The organism is Achromobacter maghribensis (assembly GCF_057334215.1).
Window position 1 is genome coordinate 30,635 of the sequence record NZ_JBHFII010000066.1, and the last position, 19,607, is coordinate 50,241.

17 protein-coding genes are annotated in these 19,607 nt (G+C 63.1%); 11 read left to right on the top strand and 6 right to left on the bottom strand.

Features of this window, described 5'->3' with window-relative positions; all coding sequences use genetic code 11:
- Window positions 1-67 precede the first annotated feature (67 nt).
- The 3 genes from ACE039_RS30555 to ACE039_RS30565 form a co-directional block, all read right to left on the bottom strand.
- Complete coding sequence (locus ACE039_RS30555; protein ID WP_485824256.1) at window positions 68-1,054, bottom strand: Bug family tripartite tricarboxylate transporter substrate binding protein; 987 nt, start codon at window positions 1,052-1,054, stop codon at window positions 68-70.
- Between the two features lie 127 nt (window positions 1,055-1,181).
- Window positions 1,182-2,666: a sensor histidine kinase gene (locus tag ACE039_RS30560; RefSeq protein WP_485824221.1), complete on the bottom strand. Its 1,485-nt coding sequence runs from the start codon at window positions 2,664-2,666 to the stop codon at window positions 1,182-1,184.
- Window positions 2,656-3,333, bottom strand: a complete 678-nt coding sequence (locus tag ACE039_RS30565; RefSeq protein ID WP_332008068.1) for a response regulator — start codon at window positions 3,331-3,333, stop codon at window positions 2,656-2,658. The genes ACE039_RS30560 and ACE039_RS30565 overlap by 11 nt, the downstream gene beginning before the upstream one ends.
- A gap of 489 nt (window positions 3,334-3,822) precedes the next feature.
- Here ACE039_RS30565 and ACE039_RS30570 point away from each other — a divergent pair, with 489 nt between their 5' ends.
- Complete coding sequence (locus ACE039_RS30570) at window positions 3,823-5,190, top strand: ClcB-like voltage-gated chloride channel protein (protein WP_485824222.1); 1,368 nt, start codon at window positions 3,823-3,825, stop codon at window positions 5,188-5,190.
- A 37-nt stretch (window positions 5,191-5,227) separates the two neighbouring features.
- Here the strand turns inward: ACE039_RS30570 and ACE039_RS30575 are convergent, their stop codons facing one another.
- Together ACE039_RS30575 and mnmE are read right to left on the bottom strand one after the other, a co-directional pair.
- The gene (locus ACE039_RS30575; protein WP_485824223.1) at window positions 5,228-5,671 is read right to left on the bottom strand and encodes a GNAT family N-acetyltransferase; all 444 of its coding nucleotides are present in this window, start codon (window positions 5,669-5,671) and stop codon (window positions 5,228-5,230) included.
- Between the two features lies 1 nt (window position 5,672).
- Complete coding sequence (gene mnmE / locus ACE039_RS30580; RefSeq protein WP_485824224.1) at window positions 5,673-7,025, bottom strand: tRNA uridine-5-carboxymethylaminomethyl(34) synthesis GTPase MnmE; 1,353 nt, start codon at window positions 7,023-7,025, stop codon at window positions 5,673-5,675.
- Window positions 7,026-7,140: 115 nt separating this feature from the next.
- On the opposite strand from mnmE, the gene ACE039_RS30585 reads away from it, so the two are divergent.
- The 10 genes from ACE039_RS30585 to ACE039_RS30630 all read left to right on the top strand — a co-directional run bounded on the left by ACE039_RS30585 (window position 7,141) and on the right by ACE039_RS30630 (window position 17,923).
- Complete coding sequence (locus tag ACE039_RS30585; RefSeq protein ID WP_105555655.1) at window positions 7,141-8,727, top strand: ABC transporter substrate-binding protein; 1,587 nt, start codon at window positions 7,141-7,143, stop codon at window positions 8,725-8,727.
- A 22-nt stretch (window positions 8,728-8,749) separates the two neighbouring features.
- Window positions 8,750-9,724: an ABC transporter permease gene (locus ACE039_RS30590; protein ID WP_310035404.1), complete on the top strand. Its 975-nt coding sequence runs from the start codon at window positions 8,750-8,752 to the stop codon at window positions 9,722-9,724.
- Window positions 9,721-10,641 carry an ABC transporter permease gene (locus ACE039_RS30595; protein ID WP_448711836.1) on the top strand — a complete coding sequence of 307 codons (921 nt, stop codon included), beginning with the start codon at window positions 9,721-9,723 and terminating at the stop codon, window positions 10,639-10,641. The genes ACE039_RS30590 and ACE039_RS30595 overlap by 4 nt, the downstream gene beginning before the upstream one ends.
- 11 nt (window positions 10,642-10,652) lie before the next feature.
- Window positions 10,653-11,663 (top strand): ABC transporter ATP-binding protein, encoded by a 1,011-nt coding sequence (locus ACE039_RS30600; protein WP_485824225.1) that lies wholly within the window; start codon window positions 10,653-10,655, stop codon window positions 11,661-11,663.
- Window positions 11,660-12,685, top strand: a complete 1,026-nt coding sequence (locus tag ACE039_RS30605; RefSeq protein ID WP_485824226.1) for an ABC transporter ATP-binding protein — start codon at window positions 11,660-11,662, stop codon at window positions 12,683-12,685. Before ACE039_RS30600 ends, ACE039_RS30605 begins: the two co-directional genes overlap by 4 nt.
- A gap of 78 nt (window positions 12,686-12,763) precedes the next feature.
- Complete coding sequence (locus tag ACE039_RS30610; RefSeq protein WP_310035414.1) at window positions 12,764-13,963, top strand: M20 aminoacylase family protein; 1,200 nt, start codon at window positions 12,764-12,766, stop codon at window positions 13,961-13,963.
- Between the two features lie 204 nt (window positions 13,964-14,167).
- Window positions 14,168-15,076, top strand: a complete 909-nt coding sequence (locus ACE039_RS30615) for a TauD/TfdA dioxygenase family protein (protein WP_485824227.1) — start codon at window positions 14,168-14,170, stop codon at window positions 15,074-15,076.
- A gap of 47 nt (window positions 15,077-15,123) precedes the next feature.
- Complete coding sequence (locus tag ACE039_RS30620) at window positions 15,124-16,167, top strand: ABC transporter substrate-binding protein (RefSeq protein WP_313459491.1); 1,044 nt, start codon at window positions 15,124-15,126, stop codon at window positions 16,165-16,167.
- Between the two features lies 1 nt (window position 16,168).
- Window positions 16,169-16,996, top strand: a complete 828-nt coding sequence (locus ACE039_RS30625) for an ABC transporter ATP-binding protein (RefSeq protein WP_313459493.1) — start codon at window positions 16,169-16,171, stop codon at window positions 16,994-16,996.
- Between the two features lie 48 nt (window positions 16,997-17,044).
- Complete coding sequence (locus ACE039_RS30630) at window positions 17,045-17,923, top strand: ABC transporter permease (protein ID WP_448711829.1); 879 nt, start codon at window positions 17,045-17,047, stop codon at window positions 17,921-17,923.
- Between the two features lie 59 nt (window positions 17,924-17,982).
- On the opposite strand, the gene ACE039_RS30635 is transcribed toward ACE039_RS30630, so the two are convergent.
- On the bottom strand, window positions 17,983-19,428 hold the full coding sequence (locus ACE039_RS30635; protein ID WP_310035422.1) for a catalase: 1,446 nt from the start codon (window positions 19,426-19,428) through the stop codon (window positions 17,983-17,985).
- Window positions 19,429-19,607: the final 179 nt, after the last annotated feature.

The following is a 19,607-nucleotide window of genomic DNA, read 5'->3' on the forward strand; positions in this document are numbered from 1 at the left end:
CGCCGGAACCGTCCGGCGGCGAGGAGCCCGGGTGGGCGCGATCGGGAGGGAAAGCCTTGCGGCCCGCTTACTTCTTCAACAAGCCGAAGGAATCGGCCAGCTCGCCGTAGACCTTGACCTGGTTCTTCACGTAGGCGTCCAGTTCGGGGCCCGTTTTGTTGAACGGGAACAGGCCCTGTTGCTGGCGCAGCTTGTCGAACTCGGGCGACGCGGTCGCGGTGTTGAAGGCCTTGACCCAGAACTGATAGTCGTTGTCCGACACCTTCGGGCCGACGTAGAAGCCGCGGATGATCGGCCAGACGATGTCATAGCCCTGCTCTTTGGCGGTCGGCACGGTGCTCAGCTTGCCCGGCAGGCGCTGGTCATTGAACACTGCCAGCACGCGAATGGGCGCGCCGCCCTCCAGCATCGTGAAGGCTTCCGCCGCATCGCCCATGTAGGCCTGGATATGGCCGCCGCGCAATGCGGTGACGGCTTCGCCGCCGCCTTCGAACGCCACGAAGCGCATCTTCTTGAAATCCACGCCGGCGGCCTTGGCCGTCAGCGCTGCCTTCATCCAGTCCTGGCTACCCACGGTGCCGCCCGCGCCCAGCACGATCTTGGTCGGATCCTGCTTGAAGGCATCCATCAGGCTCTTCAGGTCGGTGTACGGGGAATCGTTGCGAACCACGGCAACGCCATAGTCGGTGCCGATGGCGGCCAGCCAGCGCACGTCGTCGACGTTGTACTTGCCGAACTTGCCCTGGGCCAGGTTCAGCAACGATCCACCCGAAAACGCGACGATGGTGCCGGGCTCGTTGGGGTGCTGGGCCACGATGTTGTTGTAGGCCACCGCGCCGATGCCGCCCGGCATGTAGACGGTGCGCATGGTGCTTTTGAGCGCCCCGCTCTGCTTCAACCCCTCGGTGGCCAGACGGCAGGTCAGGTCGAAACCGCCGCCGGGCTGCGCCGGCGCAATGCACTCGGGGCGACGCGGCTCGTCGGCCGCATGGGCGGCGCCCAGGGAAAGGGTGATCGCGCCAAGCGCCGCCAGGGCGGCCGTGCGCAGCTTCATGCTGGTCTGCATTCTTGTGTCTCCGAGATTTATAGGTCTTGGTATGGCTGGATGGCCGCGCGGTGTGGTGACGCCTGATCGGACCCAGCGGACGCTACCGTACAAAATCGAAGCTTTCCAACACCTTTCAAAAACTGCCGTTTTCGTGATGCGGCGCAGCATCGGCCGCCGCTTCAAGGGAAAACACCAAGGCTGCCCGCAAGCCGGGCAATGGGGCGCGGTTTTCCAGAACCAGCCGGGCCCCCAGGATATCGGCGATGGTTCCCACGATGGCCAGGCCCAATCCGGCCCCGGGCTTATTCTTGCCCGCCGCTCCTCGGCGAAAGCGCACGCAGGCGCGGGCGATGTCTTCGGCCGACATGCCGGGGCCATCGTCCTCGACAACCAGGCGGGCCAGGCCATCGCCGGCTTGCACGGTCACCGTGACCTCGCCAGACGGCGATGCGTAGCGGATCGCGTTATCGACGAGATTGACGGCGGCTTCGCGCAGCAGCCACTCGGTGCCGATGACTTGGATCGGGCGCTCGGCGGCCTCCAGGCCGATGTCCAGTTGGCGAGCACGAGCCGCCGGTAACAATCCACGGATCACGCCGTCCGCCAATTCCACCAGGTCGACGGTTTCGGCGGTGAACCCCCCTTCCGCCAGGGAAGCGTCCTTAGCGCGCGCCAGAGCCAACATCTGGTTGGTGGTGCGCACAGCCCTGTCCAGCCCCTCTTGCATCGCCAGAAGGGCTGTACGGACCTCCTGGGGGTCTGTTTCGCGCAGGGCGTATGCCGTCTGGGTCCGCAAAACCGACAACGGCGTGCGCAACTGGTGAGACGCGTCGTCCAGGAACTGACTCTGGACCCTCGCCTGGGCCGCAAAACGGGCCATGTGGAGGTTTACAGCCGCAACCAGGGGCAGGACCTCACCTGGCATCTCGGACGCGCTGACGGGGCTTAAATCGTCTCCAGAACGCCCTTCCACCTCTTGCCGAAGCCGGACCAGGGGGCGCAGCGCCATGAAAACCCCCAGGATGATCACCAGAACGCTGATGAGAATCACCGCCAGGTCCCGCTCCACCGAGCGCAGCAGCACCTTGTGCAAGAACGCCTGGCGGCTTTCCAGGCCTTCGGCGACCTGCACGATAACCCGTCCCCCTTTGTTGGCGTACAGCGGCGGATCCATCGGGCGCGCCAGCGCCGCAACCCTGACGGGGGCGCCCTGATAGTCCGCGTAGAAAAAGCGCGGTTCGCCAGATACCAGGGGCTCGTCCGGCAGCGGAAGGCCCGGATGGCCGATTTCTGCCAGCCCGTCCTCTGTCGCCACCCGGTAGAACACGCTGCCATTGGCCGTCAGCTCGAAAAATTCCAGCATCAGGTAAGGCTGCTCCATGGCTAATCCACCGCTAGCTGTGGATATGTTGTGGTCGATCGCGCGAAGCGCTCCGGAAAGCGATCGGTCGTAGGCAATGTCGACCTGGTTGCGCAACTGGTGGTTCGACAACCACAGCGCCGCCATCATCACGAACACCAGCGTGGGGATCAACCACCACAGCAACTGCGTTTTCAGGGTGCGATTACGTTTTTTTGCCGCAAAAAAAGCGATTTTTTTCGGACTTCTAGTTGTCAACAAGGTTCTCCAGGCAGTAGCCCATGCCGCGCATGGTCACGATCTGAACACCGGTTTCCGCCAATTTTTTGCGCAAACGGTGAACCAGGACCTCGATGGCCTCCAGGTTGATGTCCGCGTCGTCCGTGACGATGCGGTCAAGAATCTGCTGCTTGTTGATGGGTTCGCCGCTTTTCTGGATCAGTACCCGCAGAACGGCATGTTCACGTGGGGATAACTGCAAAGCGTGTCCCGAGGCCGTGAATTTTTGCGCTGCAGAGTCGAAAACCAGGTTTCCCAGCGCCAAACGCGGATGTTCGCGTCCACGGCTACGCCGAATCAGTGCGATCAAACGCGCTTCCAACTCTTCCACAACAAAGGGTTTCGGCAGGAAATCGTCCGCTCCCTGGTGCAAGGTGCCGATTTTTTCGGCTAGCGAATCGCGCGCGGTCAAGACCAGCACCGGCGTACGGTCGTCCCGCGCGCGAATTTTCGCCAGCAAAGCATGCCCGTCCATGCCCGGAAGTCCCAAGTCGAGGACGACGGCATCGAATTCTTCGATTGCCAACCTTCTTTCGGCGACCAATCCGTCGTCAGCCCATTCAACGACAAAGCCCGCATGTCTGGCCAGGCTTCTGGAAAGCCAACGGGCAAGTTCGGCTTCGTCTTCTATCAGGAGGATGCGCATGGACGGAGTCCGGGGGGGAGTGGCTGGGCGGAATGGGAAAGCATGTTTGGCTTTTCCTTTATTTCTCTTTATATAAAGACTAATGATTAATAAGGCCTGTGGATAACTACCTTAACCTTGAAAACCTCATTCTTTTCATCAGCTTGCAGCCGTTTTTGCCTGTGCAAGAACTCTGTGTGGGAAAAAAGTTGAAGTTGGACAACATTTCGGCCACCCCCAAAAACCCCCGCTTGTTCAACTTGCCTCCACACAATGTGCACAACCTGGCTACTTAGGAGTTATCCACAGGGCGATTTCTGGAAACGGGGTTGAAGAGGGGCACTTTTACCCCGAAAAACTGCCCGTTGCCTACCCGGTTTTTCGCCCTTGCAGCGGCCTCAAAACGGCCTCAGAGGCGTCCGCGAAACCCGGGATTCGAGGGGGTAGCCCGGCGTTTTGTTGACAGGGGACTGAACAAAAAGTGAGCAACTTCCGCCGTAGAATCCGGCTATGGCGACAGAAATCAGAATCAGGAAATGGGGCTGGGCGAACGCCCTTCGAGCCCGTTTATTGACCAATAATCTGCCCGCAACCTTGTTCGCGGCGGCATTGACGGGGCTGTTTGGCGCATTGGCCACGGTGGTGTTCCGGGAACTGCTGGGATGGCTGCAAATGCTGCTTACCGGTGAAGATGTTCCCCGCGGCATGGTGTCGTTAGCCCGTGGACTGGATTCCTGGCAACGCTTGCTGATGCCTGCCGCAGGCGGGGCGATCGCCGGCGCCATCTTGCAAATGGCCGCGCGATGGCTGCCTAAACGGGGCGCGGCGGACTATATGGAGGCCATTTCCGTTGGCCGGGGCGTCATTGGCCTGCGGCAGACGCTTGCCCGCAGCCTGTCGTCCATTTTTTCGATCGGATCGGGTGCTTCCATCGGCCGGGAGGGCCCCATGGTGCAGCTGGCGGCCATGTTTTCATCGCTGACCGGGCGATTCCTGCTGCTGCCGCCCCGGCATTTGCGTCTGCTGGTGGCTTGCGGGGCGACGGCAGGCATTACCTCGGCCTATAACGCGCCGATCGCCGGCGCGTTGTTCATCTCTGAAATCGTATTCGGCGTTATTTCGTCCGATACGTTAGTGCCGCTGGTGGTGTCGTCGGTGGTCGCCAACATCGTCACGCGGCAGATCCTGCATTACGACGCGGTGTTCCATCTGCCGCACTTTGAATTCGTGTCGGGCTGGGAGGTGGCCAACTATCTGGTGCTGGGCATCGTGGCCGGCCTGGTAGCGCCGCAATTTCTCCGGTTCCTGGACCTGTCGCGCGCCGCCTTTTCCCGCATGCCGTGCCCGCTGTGGATCCGCATGGCGCTTGGCGGGTTGCTGGTCGGCGCGCTGTCGGTGATCAACCCGGAGGTCTGGGGCAACGGCTACAGCGTCGTCAACAGCATGCTGCACACGCAATGGGCGTGGCAGGCCGTGGCGGCCATTTTGCTGATGAAAATGTTGGCAACCGGCGCCAGCGTGGGATCGGGGGCGGTGGGCGGCGTTTTCACGCCGACCTTGTTTGTGGGGGCGGCGCTGGGCGCGCTATATGCAAACGGACTGCAGGCTGTGCTGCCTGCGGGCGACGTGTCGGCGGTGTCCAGTTATGCCGTCGTGGGCATGGGCGCACTGCTGGCTGCCACGACGCATGCGCCGTTGATGTCGATTCTGATGATTTTCGAGATGACGCTGAGCTATGAAGTGATGCTGCCGCTGATGCTGGCTTGTATTACCGGCTACGTGGTCGCGCATCGAATACGGCCGGAATCGGTGTACGCGAAATCGTTGGTGAACAACCGTCGTGCGCAGCGGGCGGCGGGGAAAGTGGCTTCAAAATAAAAGCGAGTAAAGACTCGCATATTGGCGGATGAGGCGTTTAGCTCAGCCGTTTTTTCATGAAGACGCGATGCAATCCAGACTCTTGCGCGCGATGCGTTTCCACGTAGCCGTATCGCAAATAGATGGCGATGTTCTCGGTCATTTTTTCTTGCGTGTACAAGCGGATGACTGAATAGCCCTTCTGGCGCGCAAAGGTTTCGGCGTACTGCATCAACACGCGTCCATGCCCCCTGCCTTGCGCGGCCGGAGATACCGCGATGTTGTCCAGCAGCAGACAGTCCTGCTCGGGAACCAGAACCAGCACGGCCTGTATGGCGTCGTCTTCCTGCAAGACGTGCACCACGCCTTGCGCGACGCGCGCCACATAGTCATCGCGCATGGGACCCGGCGTGGCGCCGATGCGTGCAATATATGGAAAGTAAGCCTCGGCGACGATCCGTTCGATGACCGGAATATCGTCGGACGCAGCGAGTCTTATCACTTCACTTTCCAATGCAGAAGCTGGAGAAAATTTCGCCCAGCAGGTCGTCGCTGGTGAATTTTCCGGTGATGCTCGACAGGCTGTCATGGGCCAGCCGCAGCTCTTCGGCGAACAGGTCAAGCACCCGGTCGTCCTGCCCCGCGTGTTCACCCGCAAGCGCCAGATGTTCGGCCGCGTCCTGCAGCGCATGCAGGTGGCGTTCGCGCGCCAGCCAGGGGGATTCAGCGCCCGGGTTCCAGCCGGCGATGTTCAGCAACTCGGCGCGCAATGCATCCAGGCCGGCGCCGCGCTTGGCGGAGATACCCAGTTCACCCGCGCCCGGCGTGAACGCTGTGGATAACAGGTCTACCTTGTTGAACACTTTCAACACCGGGGTACGTGGCGGCAGGCGCGCGGTGATCTGCGCGTCCAGTTCGTCGCCCGGCTGCGTGGCATCCTGCAGATGCAGAATGACGTCGGCGCGTTCGATTTCCTGCCAGGTGCGGGCGATGCCGATGCTTTCGACGGTGTCCTCGGTTTCGCGCAGGCCGGCCGTGTCCACAATATGCAGCGGCACCCCGTCGATATGGATTTCCTGCACCACTTTGTCGCGTGTCGTGCCCGCGATCGGGGTGACGATGGCGATGTCGTCGCCCGCCAGCGCATTGAGCAGGCTGGACTTTCCGACGTTGGGCTGGCCAGCCAACACCACGTGCAAGCCTTCCCGAAGGATGACACCCTGGCGCGCTTGCGCGATCAGGTTGGACAGGTCTGCCGTCAGCGCATCCAGCGTGGGCCGGGCCTGGTATTTCTCAAGGAAGTCGATTTCTTCTTCAGGAAAATCCAGCGTCGCTTCAACCAGCATCCGCAGGTGGATGATGCGGTCGGACAGGTCGTTCACGCGCGCCGAGAATTCGCCGGACAGCGAGGCCACCGCGCCGCGCGCCGCGGCCACCGACGAGGCTTCGATCAGGTCCGCCACGGCTTCGGCCTGGGCCAGATCCATGCGATCGTTAAGAAAGGCGCGGCGCGTGAATTCGCCGGGTTCGGCCAGACGCAGGCCAAGGTCGCGGCCTGCGGCAAGGCAGCTGTCCAGCACGCGGCGCAGCACGGCGGGGCCGCCGTGGCCTTGCAGTTCCAGAACGTCTTCGCCGGTATACGAATGCGGCGCGCGGAAGTAGATCGCGATGCCTTCGTCCAGCAGTTCGCCATCGACGGATTTGAACGGCAGGTAGTGCGCGTGACGCGGGGTGAGCTCGCGCTGGAACAGGCGCCGCACCAATTCGGACAGGTCCGCACCAGAAACGCGCACGACGCCGATGCCGCCTCTTCCGGGGGCGGTGGCAATGGCGGTAATGGAGGAATAAGCGGACATATCTGAACGGGGGCGAGACAAGGACAATAGGGGAATATAACTGTTGCGCGGCCCCTTGTTTGCTGGTTAATGTGCCCCAGAGGTTCAAAACCCGAAACAACTCTGGGAGATCACGATGGCATCTCGGTTTTCGCGTGTCTTGGCCTGCGGCTCGGCCGCGGTGATGTTGGCCTTTGGCACCTTCAGTTCCGCATTGGCTCGCGATCTGGTGATCGCCCTGAAGACCGAGCCCTCATCGATGGATCCGCAGTACCACGCGCTGACGCCGAATACGCAGATCTCCCAAACCATTTTCGACACGCTGGTCGCCACCGATGCGCAATTGAAGCCGCAGCCCGGCTTGGCGGAATCGTGGACCGTGGATGGCAAGGTCTGGACGTTCAAACTGCGTCCCGGCGTGAAGTTCTCGGATGGCACGCCGTTTACCGCCGAAGACGTGGTGTTTACGTATGACCGCGTGCCGAAGGTGCCCAACAGCCCGTCGCCTTTCACGCTGTATTTGGGATCGGTGGCCAAAACCGAAGCGGTCGATCCCATGACCGTGCGCATCACCACCAAGGAAGTCGCGCCGAACCTGCTCGTGAACCTGGCGCAGTTGCCCATCATGTCGAAGAAGGCCGCCTCTGGCCCCGCGGCCGAAGGCAAGACCACCACCGAACTGAACAGCGGCGATGGCCTGGTGGGAACGGGCCCGTACAAATTCGTATCGTGGAAGCGCGGCGCGGAATTCGTGCTGGCCCGCAATGACAATTATTGGGGCAAAAAACCGGAATGGGATCGCGTGGTCTATCGCCCGATCAGCAATGCCGCGGCGCGCGTGGCCGCGCTGTTGGCGGGCGACGTGGACATGATCGAAGATCCCCCCACCGACGATCTGCCCAAGCTCAAGGGCGACAAGAAGCTCTTTGTCGAGGAAACCCCATCGGTGCGCGTCGTGTACGTCGCGCTGGACCAGCACGCGGAGCCTTCGCCCGGCATCCAGGGCACGGACAAGAATCCGATGAAGGACAAGCGGGTACGCGAAGCGCTGTCGCTTGCCATCAACCGCGACGCCCTGGTGGAACGCGTGATGGGCGGTGTGGCGCTGCCTGCCGGCAACCTGCTGCCCTACCCAATGTTCGGTTCCAGCAAAGAGCATTCCAAGGCGCCCAAGGCTGACGTCGAGAAGGCCCGCGCCCTGCTCAAGGAGGCCGGCTATCCCAATGGCTTTTCGATCACGCTGGGTTCGCCGTCGGGCCGTTACGTGAACGATTCGAAGGTGGCGCAGGCCATCGCATCGATGTGGACCCGCATCGGCGTGAAGACCAGCGTGGACGCGATGGCGCCTCCGGTGTTCTTCAAGAACCGCGACAGCTACGCGTTTTCGGCCTATCTGGCGGGCTGGTCGGTGACCAGCGGCGAGATGTCCAATGCGCTGACATCGCTGTTGGTGACGCGCAATCCGGAAGCCGGACTGGGAACGACCAACCGCAGCCGCTATTCCAACCCCAAGATGGACGAGCTGGTGAAGGAAGCGTCGTCCACGATGGACAACGCCAAACGCGCCGAACTGCTTGCGAAGGCCAGCAATATGGCCATGGACGATTACGCCATGCTGCCGGTGCACTTCGAGCTGTCGGTATGGGCCATGAAGGGCGATATCCGCTATCAAGGCCGTCCTGACCAGGTCACGCTGGCGCAGTTCGCGACCTTGAAGAAGTAACGCGCATCGCGGGCGGTCTCCAGTGCTGGCAACAATCGTAAGAAGACTGCTGCAAACCATCGTCGTCATGCTGGTCATGTCGGCGTTGGTTTTTGCAGGCATTTACATGGTGGGCGATCCGGTGTCGATGCTGGCCAGCCCCGAGGCCACCGAGGCGCAGCGCGCGGCGATCAGCGCATCGCTGGGCCTGGACCTGCCGTTGTGGCGGCAGTACCTGATCTTCATGGGCCAGGCGGTGCGCGGCGATTTCGGCAACAGCTTCCTGACCGGCGAGCCCGCCATGCATCTGATCCTGGAGCGCATGCCGGCCACGGTCGAACTGGCCTGTGTGGCCATGCTGCTGTCGGTGCTGATCGGCGTGCCGCTGGGCATTCTGGCCGGGCTCAAGCCTCAGGCGCCGGGCTCGCGCGCCATCATGACGGGGTCGGTGCTGGGCTTTTCGCTACCCAATTTTTGGGTCGGCCTGATGTTGATCATGGTGTTCGCCGTGATATTGGGCTGGGTGCCCGCAGGCGGGCGTGGCAAGACGGTCAACATCGGCTCGCTGGAACTGAGCGTCCTGACGTTCAACGGCTGGCTGAGCCTGGCCTTGCCCGCGGCCACCATCGCGTTCGCCAAGTGCGCGATGATCATTCGCGTGACGCGAGCGGCCACGCGCGAAGCGCTGCCCATGGACTACATCAAGTTCGCGCGCGCCAAGGGCTTGTCGGAAAAGCGCGTGCTGGGCGTGCATCTGTTGAAGAATATCCTGATCCCCGTGGTCACGGTCGCGGGGTTGGAATTCGGACAGGTGATGGCGTTCGCGGTCGTGACGGAAACGGTGTTTTCGTGGCCGGGCATGGGCAAGCTGCTGATCGATTCCATCATCAATCTGGATCGGCCGGTGGTGGTCGCGTATTTGCTCCTGATCGTGTTTTTCCTGGTCATGTTGAATCTGGTGGTGGACATCATCTACACGGTGCTGGACCCCCGCGTACGTTTGGATAGCCGCCGATGAACAGCCCTGCCACCACGGCCGCGCCTGCCGCGGCATCCAGGGAACAGACGCCCTGGCGGCGTTTCGTTTCGGATTTCTTCGCCAGCAAGCTGGCCACGCTGGGGCTGGTGATGCTGGTTGTGATCGTGGGCGCCGCGTTGCTGGCGCCCTGGATCGCGCCGCAGAATCCCTATGACCTGGCGTCGCTGGACATCATGGACTCCAAGCTCAAGCCGGGTAGCGAAAGCGGCGACGGTTCCATGCGTTATTTGTTGGGCACCGATGGGCAGGCGCGCGACCTGTTCTCGGCCATCCTCTACGGCATGCGAACCAGCCTGTTGGTGGCGACCGTATCGGTGTTGGCGGCCTTCGGCATCGGCGCCACCGTGGGCTTGATCGCGGCCTACTTCGGTGGCCGCATCGATGCGTTGCTGATGCGCATTGTGGATATCCAGCTGTCGTTTCCCGCCATTCTTGTCGCGCTAATGCTGCTGGCGATTCTGGGCAAGGGTGTGGATAAGGTCATCATTGCGCTGATCGTCGTGCAATGGGCGTATTTTGCCCGGGCGGCGCGTGGCGCGGCACTGGTGGAGCGCGGCAAAGAGTATGTAGAGGCCGCGCGCTGCATGTCCTTGTCCTGGGGGCGCGTGCTGTTCCGCCACGTGTTGCCCAACTGCATGCCGCCGCTCATTGTCATCGCCACCATCGATTTGGCGCACGCGATTGCGCTAGAGGCCACGCTGTCGTTTCTGGGCGTGGGCGTGCCGGTCACTGAACCGTCGCTGGGCATGCTGATCTACAACGGGTTTGAATACCTGTTGTCGGGCCAGTACTGGATTTCGTTCTTCCCCGGCATCGCCCTGGCGCTGGCCATCATCGCCATCAACCTGGTGGGCGACCACCTGCGCGATGTGCTCAACCCGCGCCACGCGAATTGAAGGCGGACGCGATGCAGACGCAAGCTGTGGATAAACCGTTGGCGGCGGCCCGGCCCATCCTGGAAGTTCAAGGTCTGAAGACGCATTTCTTCACGCGCAACGGCGTCGTGCGCGCGGTGGATGGCGTGGACCTGACGCTTGCGGAAGGCGAGATCCTGGGCCTGGTGGGCGAGTCGGGATCTGGAAAGAGCATCACCGGATTTTCGTTGATGGGCTTGCTGGACGAGCCCGGACGCATCGTGGACGGGCAGTTGCGCTTGAACGGCGAAGACCTGCGCGGTGCGACGCCGGCGCGCTGGCGACAGTTGCGGGGGCAGGAGATCGCGATGATCTTCCAGGACCCGATGATGACGCTGAATCCGGTGCTGCGCGTGGATACACAGATGATTGAAGCGGTGCAGGCACACCATAAGGTGTCGCGTGAGCAGGCGCGCCAGCGCGCCCTGCAAACGCTGACGATGGTGGGCATCCCGTCGCCGCAGGAACGCCTGCGCACGTACCCCCATCAGTTGTCGGGCGGCATGCGGCAGCGCGTGGCCATCGCGATCGCGTTGCTGAATTCGCCGCGTCTGATTATCGCGGACGAACCCACGACCGCGCTTGACGTGACGATCCAGGGCCAGATTCTTTTCGAAGTACAAAAGCTGTGCCGCGAGACGGGCACGGGCCTGATCTGGATCACGCACGACCTGGCGGTGGTGGCCGGGTTGGCGGACCGGGTATCGGTAATGTATGCCGGCCGTGTCGTCGAGACCGGAAGCACGCGCGATGTGATCACCCATCCCATGCATCCGTACACGCACGGGCTTATTGCTTCCATCCCCACGCCGGAATCACGCGGCAGGCCGCTGGTGCCGATTCCGGGCATGACGCCGTCATTGTTGAACCTGCCGCAGGGCTGTGCGTTCCGCGGGCGTTGCCCGCGCGCGACCGACGCCTGTCTGATCGAACCGCAGCCCGTGGAAGTCCGCCCGGCGCAATGGGTGCGCTGCTGGCATGCCGGAGACCCAGACATCAAATGAGCGCAGCAGAACGCGGCGCCGCCGCCCCCGCCCCCATCCTGTCCCTGCGCGGCGTTGAACTTCGCTTCGTGCAGCCCGTGGACCTGGCCGGACGCATCGCGAACCTGCTTGGCGCGGGGTTGAAGACGCAGGTGGTGCACGCGGTGGCCGGCGTGGACCTGGAAGTGCAGCGTGGCGAAGTGATTGGCATCGTCGGCGAATCGGGCTGTGGGAAGTCCACCCTGGGCCGTATCGTGTCGGGCATCCTGCCGCCTTCGGCGGGCGATGTGCACTACCACGGCAAGGCGGTCAAGGCGATGACGGGCACCGAGCGGCGTGCCTACGAGCTGGGCGTGCAGATGATCTTCCAGGACCCCTATGCATCCCTGAATCCGCGCATGCGAGTGCGCGAGATCATCGGCGAGGCGCCGGTGGCGCACGGCCTGATTCGCGCGCGAGACAAGGCGGAATATGTAGCGGGCCTGATGCGCCAGGTGGGGTTGGATCCGACGTTCGCACAGCGTTATCCGCACCAGTTCTCGGGGGGGCAGCGTCAGCGCATCGGCATCGCGCGGGCCCTGGCGCTGAAGCCGTCGGTAATCGTCTGCGACGAGGCCGTGGCCGCGTTGGACGTGTCCATACAAGCCCAGGTATTGAATTTGTTCGAGCAGCTGCGCGATGACCTGGACCTGACGTATCTGTTCATCAGCCACAACCTGAGCGTGGTCAGTCATATTTCTGACCGCGTGGCCATCATGTATCTGGGCCGTGTGGTGGAGCTTGCGCCCACGGACACCGTATTCCAGCGCGCGAACCATCCTTACACGCAGGCGCTGCTGAAAGAACTGCCGACGTTGACTCCCGGACGCCGCAACTACCAGCCCATCAAGGGCGAGCTGCCATCGCCGCTGGACCCGCCCAGTGGTTGCGCGTTCCACCCGCGATGCCCGCACGCCATGGCGCGCTGCAAGACGGAACGCCCGCTGCTGCGCGAGATCGCGCCTGGCCAGCAAAGCGCCTGCCATTTGAATGATGCGGCGTAGACCCGTCCGCATGGGTACTGGACGCGGAATGGGTGAAGCGCGAGAATTCCCGATCACACCTACTGTTTATCCACCGCCATGAAAACCATTGCCGAAATCGAACGCGCGCACCCCGAACTGACGGCGTTGCGCCGGGATATCCATGCCCACCCTGAATTGGCCTTCCAAGAGACGCGCACGTCGAATCTGGTAGCCGAACGCCTGCGGGAATGGGGCCTGGAAGTTCACACGGGCTTGGGCAAGACCGGCGTGGTGGGCGTGCTGCGCGCGGGTAGCGGCAAGGCGACGGTGGGGCTGCGTGCCGACATGGACGCGCTGCCCATGCCAGAGCACAACCGCTTCGCGCACAAGTCCACCATCAGCGGCCGCATGCACGGCTGTGGCCACGACGGCCACACCGCCATGCTGCTGGGGGCGGCGCAATACCTGTCCACGCACCGCAATTTCGACGGTACCGTCGTGTTCATCTTCCAGCCCGCCGAGGAAGGCGGCAATGCGGGTGCGCGCGCCATGATGCAGGACGGCCTGTTCGAAAAATTCCCTTGCGACGCGGTGTTCGGCATCCACAACATGCCCGGCATGCCGGTGAACCAATTCGGTTTCCGCGCGGGGCCGACGATGGCGTCCAGCAACCGCTGGGACATCGTCATCAAGGGCGTGGGCGGCCACGCGGCGCAGCCGCACGCGTCGGTGGACCCGATCATCGTGGCGGCCGACATGGTGCATGCCCTGCAGACGGTGATTTCGCGCAGCAAGAACCCGCTGGATCAGGCCGTGCTGTCGATCACGCAGATCCATGCCGGCGACGCGTACAACGTGATCCCCGGCGAAGCCGTGCTGCGCGGCACGGTACGCACGTACTCCGTCGAAACACTGGACAAGATCGAAGCCGACATGCGCCGCATCGCCACGACATTGCCGCAGGTGTACGGTGGCACGGGCGAACTGGACTTCGTGCGGGCTTATCCGCCGCTGGTCAACTGGGAAAAGGAAACGGCCTTCGCGGCCCAGGTCGCCGAAGACGCGTTCGGCGCCGAGAACGTGCTGCGCGACATGCCGCCTTTCATGGGCGCGGAAGACTTTTCCTTCTTCCTGGAAGCGATTCCGGGCGCCTACCTGTTCCTGGGCAACGGCGATGGCGACCACCGCATGGAAAGCTATCACGGCATGGGCCCGTGCCAGTTGCACAACCCGAACTACGATTTCAATGATGCCTTGCTGCCGGTGGGCGCAACGTACTGGGTGAAGCTGGTCGAGGCCTATCTGCCGGCCGCCTGACGGGCCGGCGCAGGCCGACGCTTAACATCGATCGATGCGCTATTTGCTTATGGGCATCCGGCATGAGGCCGCGGGGTTTCCCCCTGCGGCTTTTCTATATGACGTGGAGCTTTGTTCAAACGCCGATAACTTCGTTTGAGATACAAGGCGCGCTTTCCATAATCGATCGTTCCAGACATGCCGCAAGGCGAACCGGAGCGATCGATGTCCCAGAGCAACGCCTTGCGGCGCGAAGTAGACGCCGCCCCCGTCCCCCAGGCGCAGGCCTTTGAGCTGCGCCCTCTGCCCGGCCCCGTGGGCGCCGAGATCATCGGCCTGGATTTGTCGCGCGAACTGGCGGCGGCCGATTTCGCCCGCGTGCACCAGGCGCATCTGGACCATCACCTGCTGGTGTTTCGCGACCAGCGCATCACGCCGCAACAGCACATCGATTTCAGCCGCCGGTTTGGCCGCTTGATGATCCATGTGCTGCATCAATTTCACCTGGCGGGCCACCCCGAGATCCTGATCGTTTCCAACATCGTGGAAGACGGCAAACCGATTGGGTTGGGCGACGCGGGCAAGTACTGGCATTCAGACATCTCGTACAAGGAACTGCCCAGCCTGGGCTCGTTGCTGCACGCGCAGGAACTGCCGGCCGAAGGCGGCGACACCTTGTTCGCCAACATGCACCTGGCCTACGACACCTTGCCTGCGGCGCTGCGCAATGCGGTCGAGGGCAAACGCGCCGTGCATTCGTATCTGGCGCAATACGGGCAACTGCAAAAAGAAGGCAATTGGCGTCCCACATTAAGCGCGCAGCAGATCGCGCAGGTGCAGGAGGTGGTGCACCCGGTCGTTCGCACGCACCCCGAGAACGGCCGCCGCGCGCTGTTCGTGAGCGAAGGCTTCACGACGCGGATCCTTGATGTGCCGGAAGATGAAAGCCGCGCATTGCTGGACGAGTTGTTTGCCCACAGCGTGCGCGCGGAGAACACGTATCGCCACCGCTGGCAGCCGCATGACCTGGTGTTCTGGGACAACCGTTCGCTGATCCATCTGGCGGGCGGCACGCCGGACCATCTGCGGCGCAAGCTGTACCGGACCACCATCGAAGGCGATACGCCCTTCTGAGGCCATACGCGGTATTCGACGCCAAGCACTTATCCACAAGGAATTCCATGCGCATGTCCTCCGCCCTACGGGATCGTCTGGTCCAAACCGTTACCGCCGCCGGCCTGGCGCTGATTCTGGGGGTGCTGGCGTTGGCCTCGCCCACGCCCGCCCTGGCCGAAGGCCGCATCCGCATCGCGGAGCAGTACGGCATCGTGTACCTGTTGCTGAACGTGGCGCGCGACCAGCAACTGATCGAAAAGCACGGCAAGGCCGAGGGTGTGGATATCTCGGTCGAGTGGGCCAAGTTGTCCGGCGGCTCGGCCGTGAACGATGCGCTGCTGTCGGGTGCCGTGGATATCGCGGGGGCGGGCGTGGGGCCGCTGCTGACGATCTGGGACCGCACCCGCGGCAAGCAGAACGTGAAGGGCGTGGCGTCGCTGGGCAACTTTCCCTACTACCTGGTCACGAACAACCCCAATGTGAAGAGCATCGCGGACTTCACGGACAAGGACCGCATCGCCGTGCCGGCCGTCGGCGTGTCGGTGCAGTCGCGCGTGCTGCAGCTGGCGTCCGCCAAGCTGTGGGGCGATGCGCAGTTCAATAAGCTGGACAAGATTTCGGTGGCGCTGCCGCATCCGGACGCAGCGGCGGCCATCATCGCCGGCGGCACCGAAATCACGGGCCATTTTGGCAACCCGCCCTTCCAGGAGCAAGAACTGGCCGAGAACCCCAAGGCCCGCATCGTGCTGAATTCCTATGACGTGCTGGGCGGCCCCAGTTCGTCCACCGTGCTGTTCGCCACCGAGAAATTCCGCAAGGAAAATCCCAAGACGTACAAGGCATTCCAGGAAGCGCTGAAGGAAGCGGCGGCTTTTGCCACGGCCAATCCGGAAAAGGCCGCGGACATTTACCTGCGTGTCACGGGCGCCAAGCAAGACCGCGATTTCCTGATCAAAGTGATCAAGAACCCCGACGTGCAATTCAAGCTGGAGCCGCAGAACACCTTTGCGCTGGCCGAATTCATGCACAAGGTGGGCGCCATCAAGAATGCGCCGGCCAACTGGCGCGACTACTTCTTCGACGATGTGCTGACGGCCAAGGGCAGCTGAGATGCCGGTAACCGCCGCCAGGCCTGTGGATAACGTTGAAAAGGCGTCGCCGCTGCTGGCTGTGGATAAGGTGACGATCGAATATAAGACGCGCGAACGGCGGGTACGCGCCACGCATCAGGTCAGTTTTGACGTCCATGGCGCGGACCGTTTCATCTTGCTGGGGCCTTCCGGTTGCGGCAAATCGACGCTGCTGAAAGCGGTGGCCGGCTTCATGCCTCCTACCGAAGGACGCATCGCGATCGACGGGCAGGCGGTGCAGGGTCCCGGGCCGGACCGTATCGTCGTATTCCAGGAATTCGACCAGTTGCCGCCGTGGAAAACGTTGCGGCAAAACGTGGCGTTCCCGCTTGTGGCGGCGCGCAAGCTCAGCCGCCGCGAGGCGGACGAGCGCGCCATGCACTATCTGGACAAGGTCGGCCTGGCCGCGTTCGCCGACGCCTATCCCCACACGCTTTCCGGTGGCATGAAGCAGCGCGTGGCGATCGCGCGGGCGCTGGCCATGCAGCCGCGCGTGCTGCTGATGGACGAGCCCTTCGCCGCCCTGGATGCGCTAACCCGCCGCCGCATGCAGGAAGAGCTGATGGCCTTGTGGGAAGACGTGCGCTTCACCTTGTTGTTCGTCACGCATTCGATCGAAGAGGCCCTGGTGCTGGGCAGCCGCGTGTTGCTGCTGTCGCCGCATCCCGGACGGGTGCGCGCTGAATTGAACGCGCACGCCTTCGGGCTGCACAGCCAGGGCTCCGCCGCCTTTCAATCGGCGGCCCAACGCATCCACGACCTGTTGTTCGAATCGCCCCCGCCGCTGGCCGAGCGCGCGGCGGCTTGAACGCATTGCGCGCCCTTTCTTGCGCGCCCCTTCCATGAGTCCTGTCCGATGAGCAGCGCCTATCCCGCGACGCCCCCCATCCGTCCCGAAGTCGAATACGTCCTGCCACCGTTGCCCGCGCAGGCGGCGGAAACGCCGCTGCCCAGGCTTGAACGGCTGTGGCAGCACGCCAGCCTGCGCAAGCTTGTGATCCTGGTGCTGCTGGCCGGATTATGGGAATTGGCCGCGCGTTATACCGACAACGATCTGCTGCTGCCGGGCGCGTGGCAAACGGCGCAGGCCTTTGCGCAAGGCATCGCCACCGGCGAGCTGCTGGCGCGCGCGGCCCAGTCGCTGCGCGTGCTGGTGCAGGGATATCTGGCCGGCGTGACGCTGGCGTTCGTGCTGACGACGCTGGCGGTGTCCACGCGGTTCGGACGCGACCTGTTGTCCACGCTGACGGCCATGTTCAATCCGCTGCCGGCCATCGCGCTGTTGCCGCTGGCCTTGCTGTGGTTCGGGCTGGGCGAAGGCAGTCTGGTGTTCGTGCTGATCCACTCCGTCCTGTGGGCGCTGGCGCTGAACATGTATGCCGGCTTTCTGGGCGTGTCGGAAACGTTGCGCATGGCGGGCCGCAACTATGGGCTGACGGGCTTGCGCTACGTGTTGCAGATCCTGGTGCCGGCTGCGCTGCCGGCCATCCTGGCGGGCTTGAAGATCGGCTGGGCGTTCGCATGGCGCACCCTGATCGCGGCGGAACTGGTGTTCGGCGCGTCCAGCGGCAAGGGCGGGCTCGGCTGGTACATCTTTCAGAACCGCAACGAGTTATACACAGACCGTGTGTTCGCGGGCCTCGCGGCCGTGGTCATCATCGGCCTGCTTGTGGAAAACCTGGGGTTCGATACGCTGGAGCGGCTGACGGTGCGCCGCTGGGGGATGCAGCGTTGAAGTAATGACAGCGGCCCCTTGTCGGGGCCGCTTTGCTACCTGCCGGGGTTACCCGGGGCTTAGATCTTCAAGCCCAGCGCACGGGCCACGCCGGCGGCGTATGCCGGATCGGCCTTCCTGAAGTGTTCCAGCTGGCGGCGCTGGATCTCTTCCGGCACGCCCGCCATGTGGCGGCCGATGTTGCCGAACAGCAATTCCTGCTGGGCGGGCGTCATCAACCGGAACAGAGCACCCGGCTGCGAGTAGTAGTCGTCGTCCTCGCGGTGGTTCCAGCGCGCGGCGGCCTGGCCGTCCAGCGCCAGCGGCGGTTCGCCGGCGGACGGGGTTTCCTTCCACTCGCCTGCGCTGTTGGGCTCGTAGTTCAGCGTGCCACCCGCGTTACCGTCCACGCGGCCGGCGCCGTCGCGGTGGAAGCTGTGGACCGGGCAGCGCGCGGCATTCACCGGGATCTGATGGTGATTGATGCCCAGGCGGTACCGGTGCGTGTCGCCATACGAGAACAAGCGCCCCTGCAGCATCTTGTCCGGCGAGAAATCGATGCCGGGGACGATGTTGGCCGGCGTGAAGGCGGCCTGTTCGACTTCCGCGAAATAATTTTCCGGGTTCTTGTTCAGTTCCAGCACGCCCACGTCGATCAGCGGGTAGTCGCCATGCGGCCAGACCTTGGTCAGGTCGAACGGGTTGATGTGATAAGTCTGGGCTTCGGCCTCGGGCATGATCTGCACTTTCAGCGACCACTTCGGGAAGTTGCCTTGCGCGATGTTGTTGAACAGGTCGCGCTGCGAGCTTTCCCGGTCGTGAGCGACCACCTGCGCCGCTTCCTCATCGGTCAGACAGGCGATGCCCTGCTGCGATTTGAAGTGGAACTTCACATAGAAGCGTTCGTTGCTGCTGTTCACGAAGCTGAAGGTGTGCGAACCGAAACCATGCTGCTGGCGCAGGTTGGCGGGAATGCCGCGGTCGCTCATCAGCGTGGTGACCTGGTGCAGCGATTCGGGGCTGTGCGACCAGAAGTCCCATGCGGCGGTGGCGCTGCGCAGGTTGGTCTTGGGGTCGCGCTTCTGGGTGTGGATAAAGTCGGGGAACTTCAGCGGGTCGCGGATGAAAAAGACCGGGGTGTTGTTGCCTACCAGGTCCCAGTTGCCCTCTTCCGTGTAGAACTTGATGGCGAAGCCGCGCACGTCGCGTTCGGCATCCGCCGCCCCGCGTTCGCCGGCAACGGTGGAAAAGCGCAGGAACAGCGGGGTCTGTTTGCCCACCTGGGAGAAGATATTGGCGCGCGTGTAGCGCGAGATGTCGTGCGTGACGGTGAAGGTGCCATAGGCGCCGGAGCCTTTGGCGTGGACGACGCGTTCCGGAATCCGTTCGCGGTCGAAGTGGGCAAGCTTTTCAATCAGCCAGAAGTCCTGCAACAGCGCGGGACCGCGAGGGCCGGCGGTCAGCGTGTTGTTGTTGTCCGCCACCGGCGCGCCTGCTGCGGTGGTCAGATGCTTCTTGTCGGTCATAGCTCACTCCCTGCGTGATTCTGGAATGCGCCGGGCCGGGTCGGCCCGCGCGGTGTTGTCGATGCCTCCGCGTTACCGCCTGGGGGACATGTCCGACACATCATAGGGGTCAAGGTGATGTTTGTGAAGTTGATTGAATGGTAAATCTTAATAGATATTAACTATTGTGGTGACGCAAT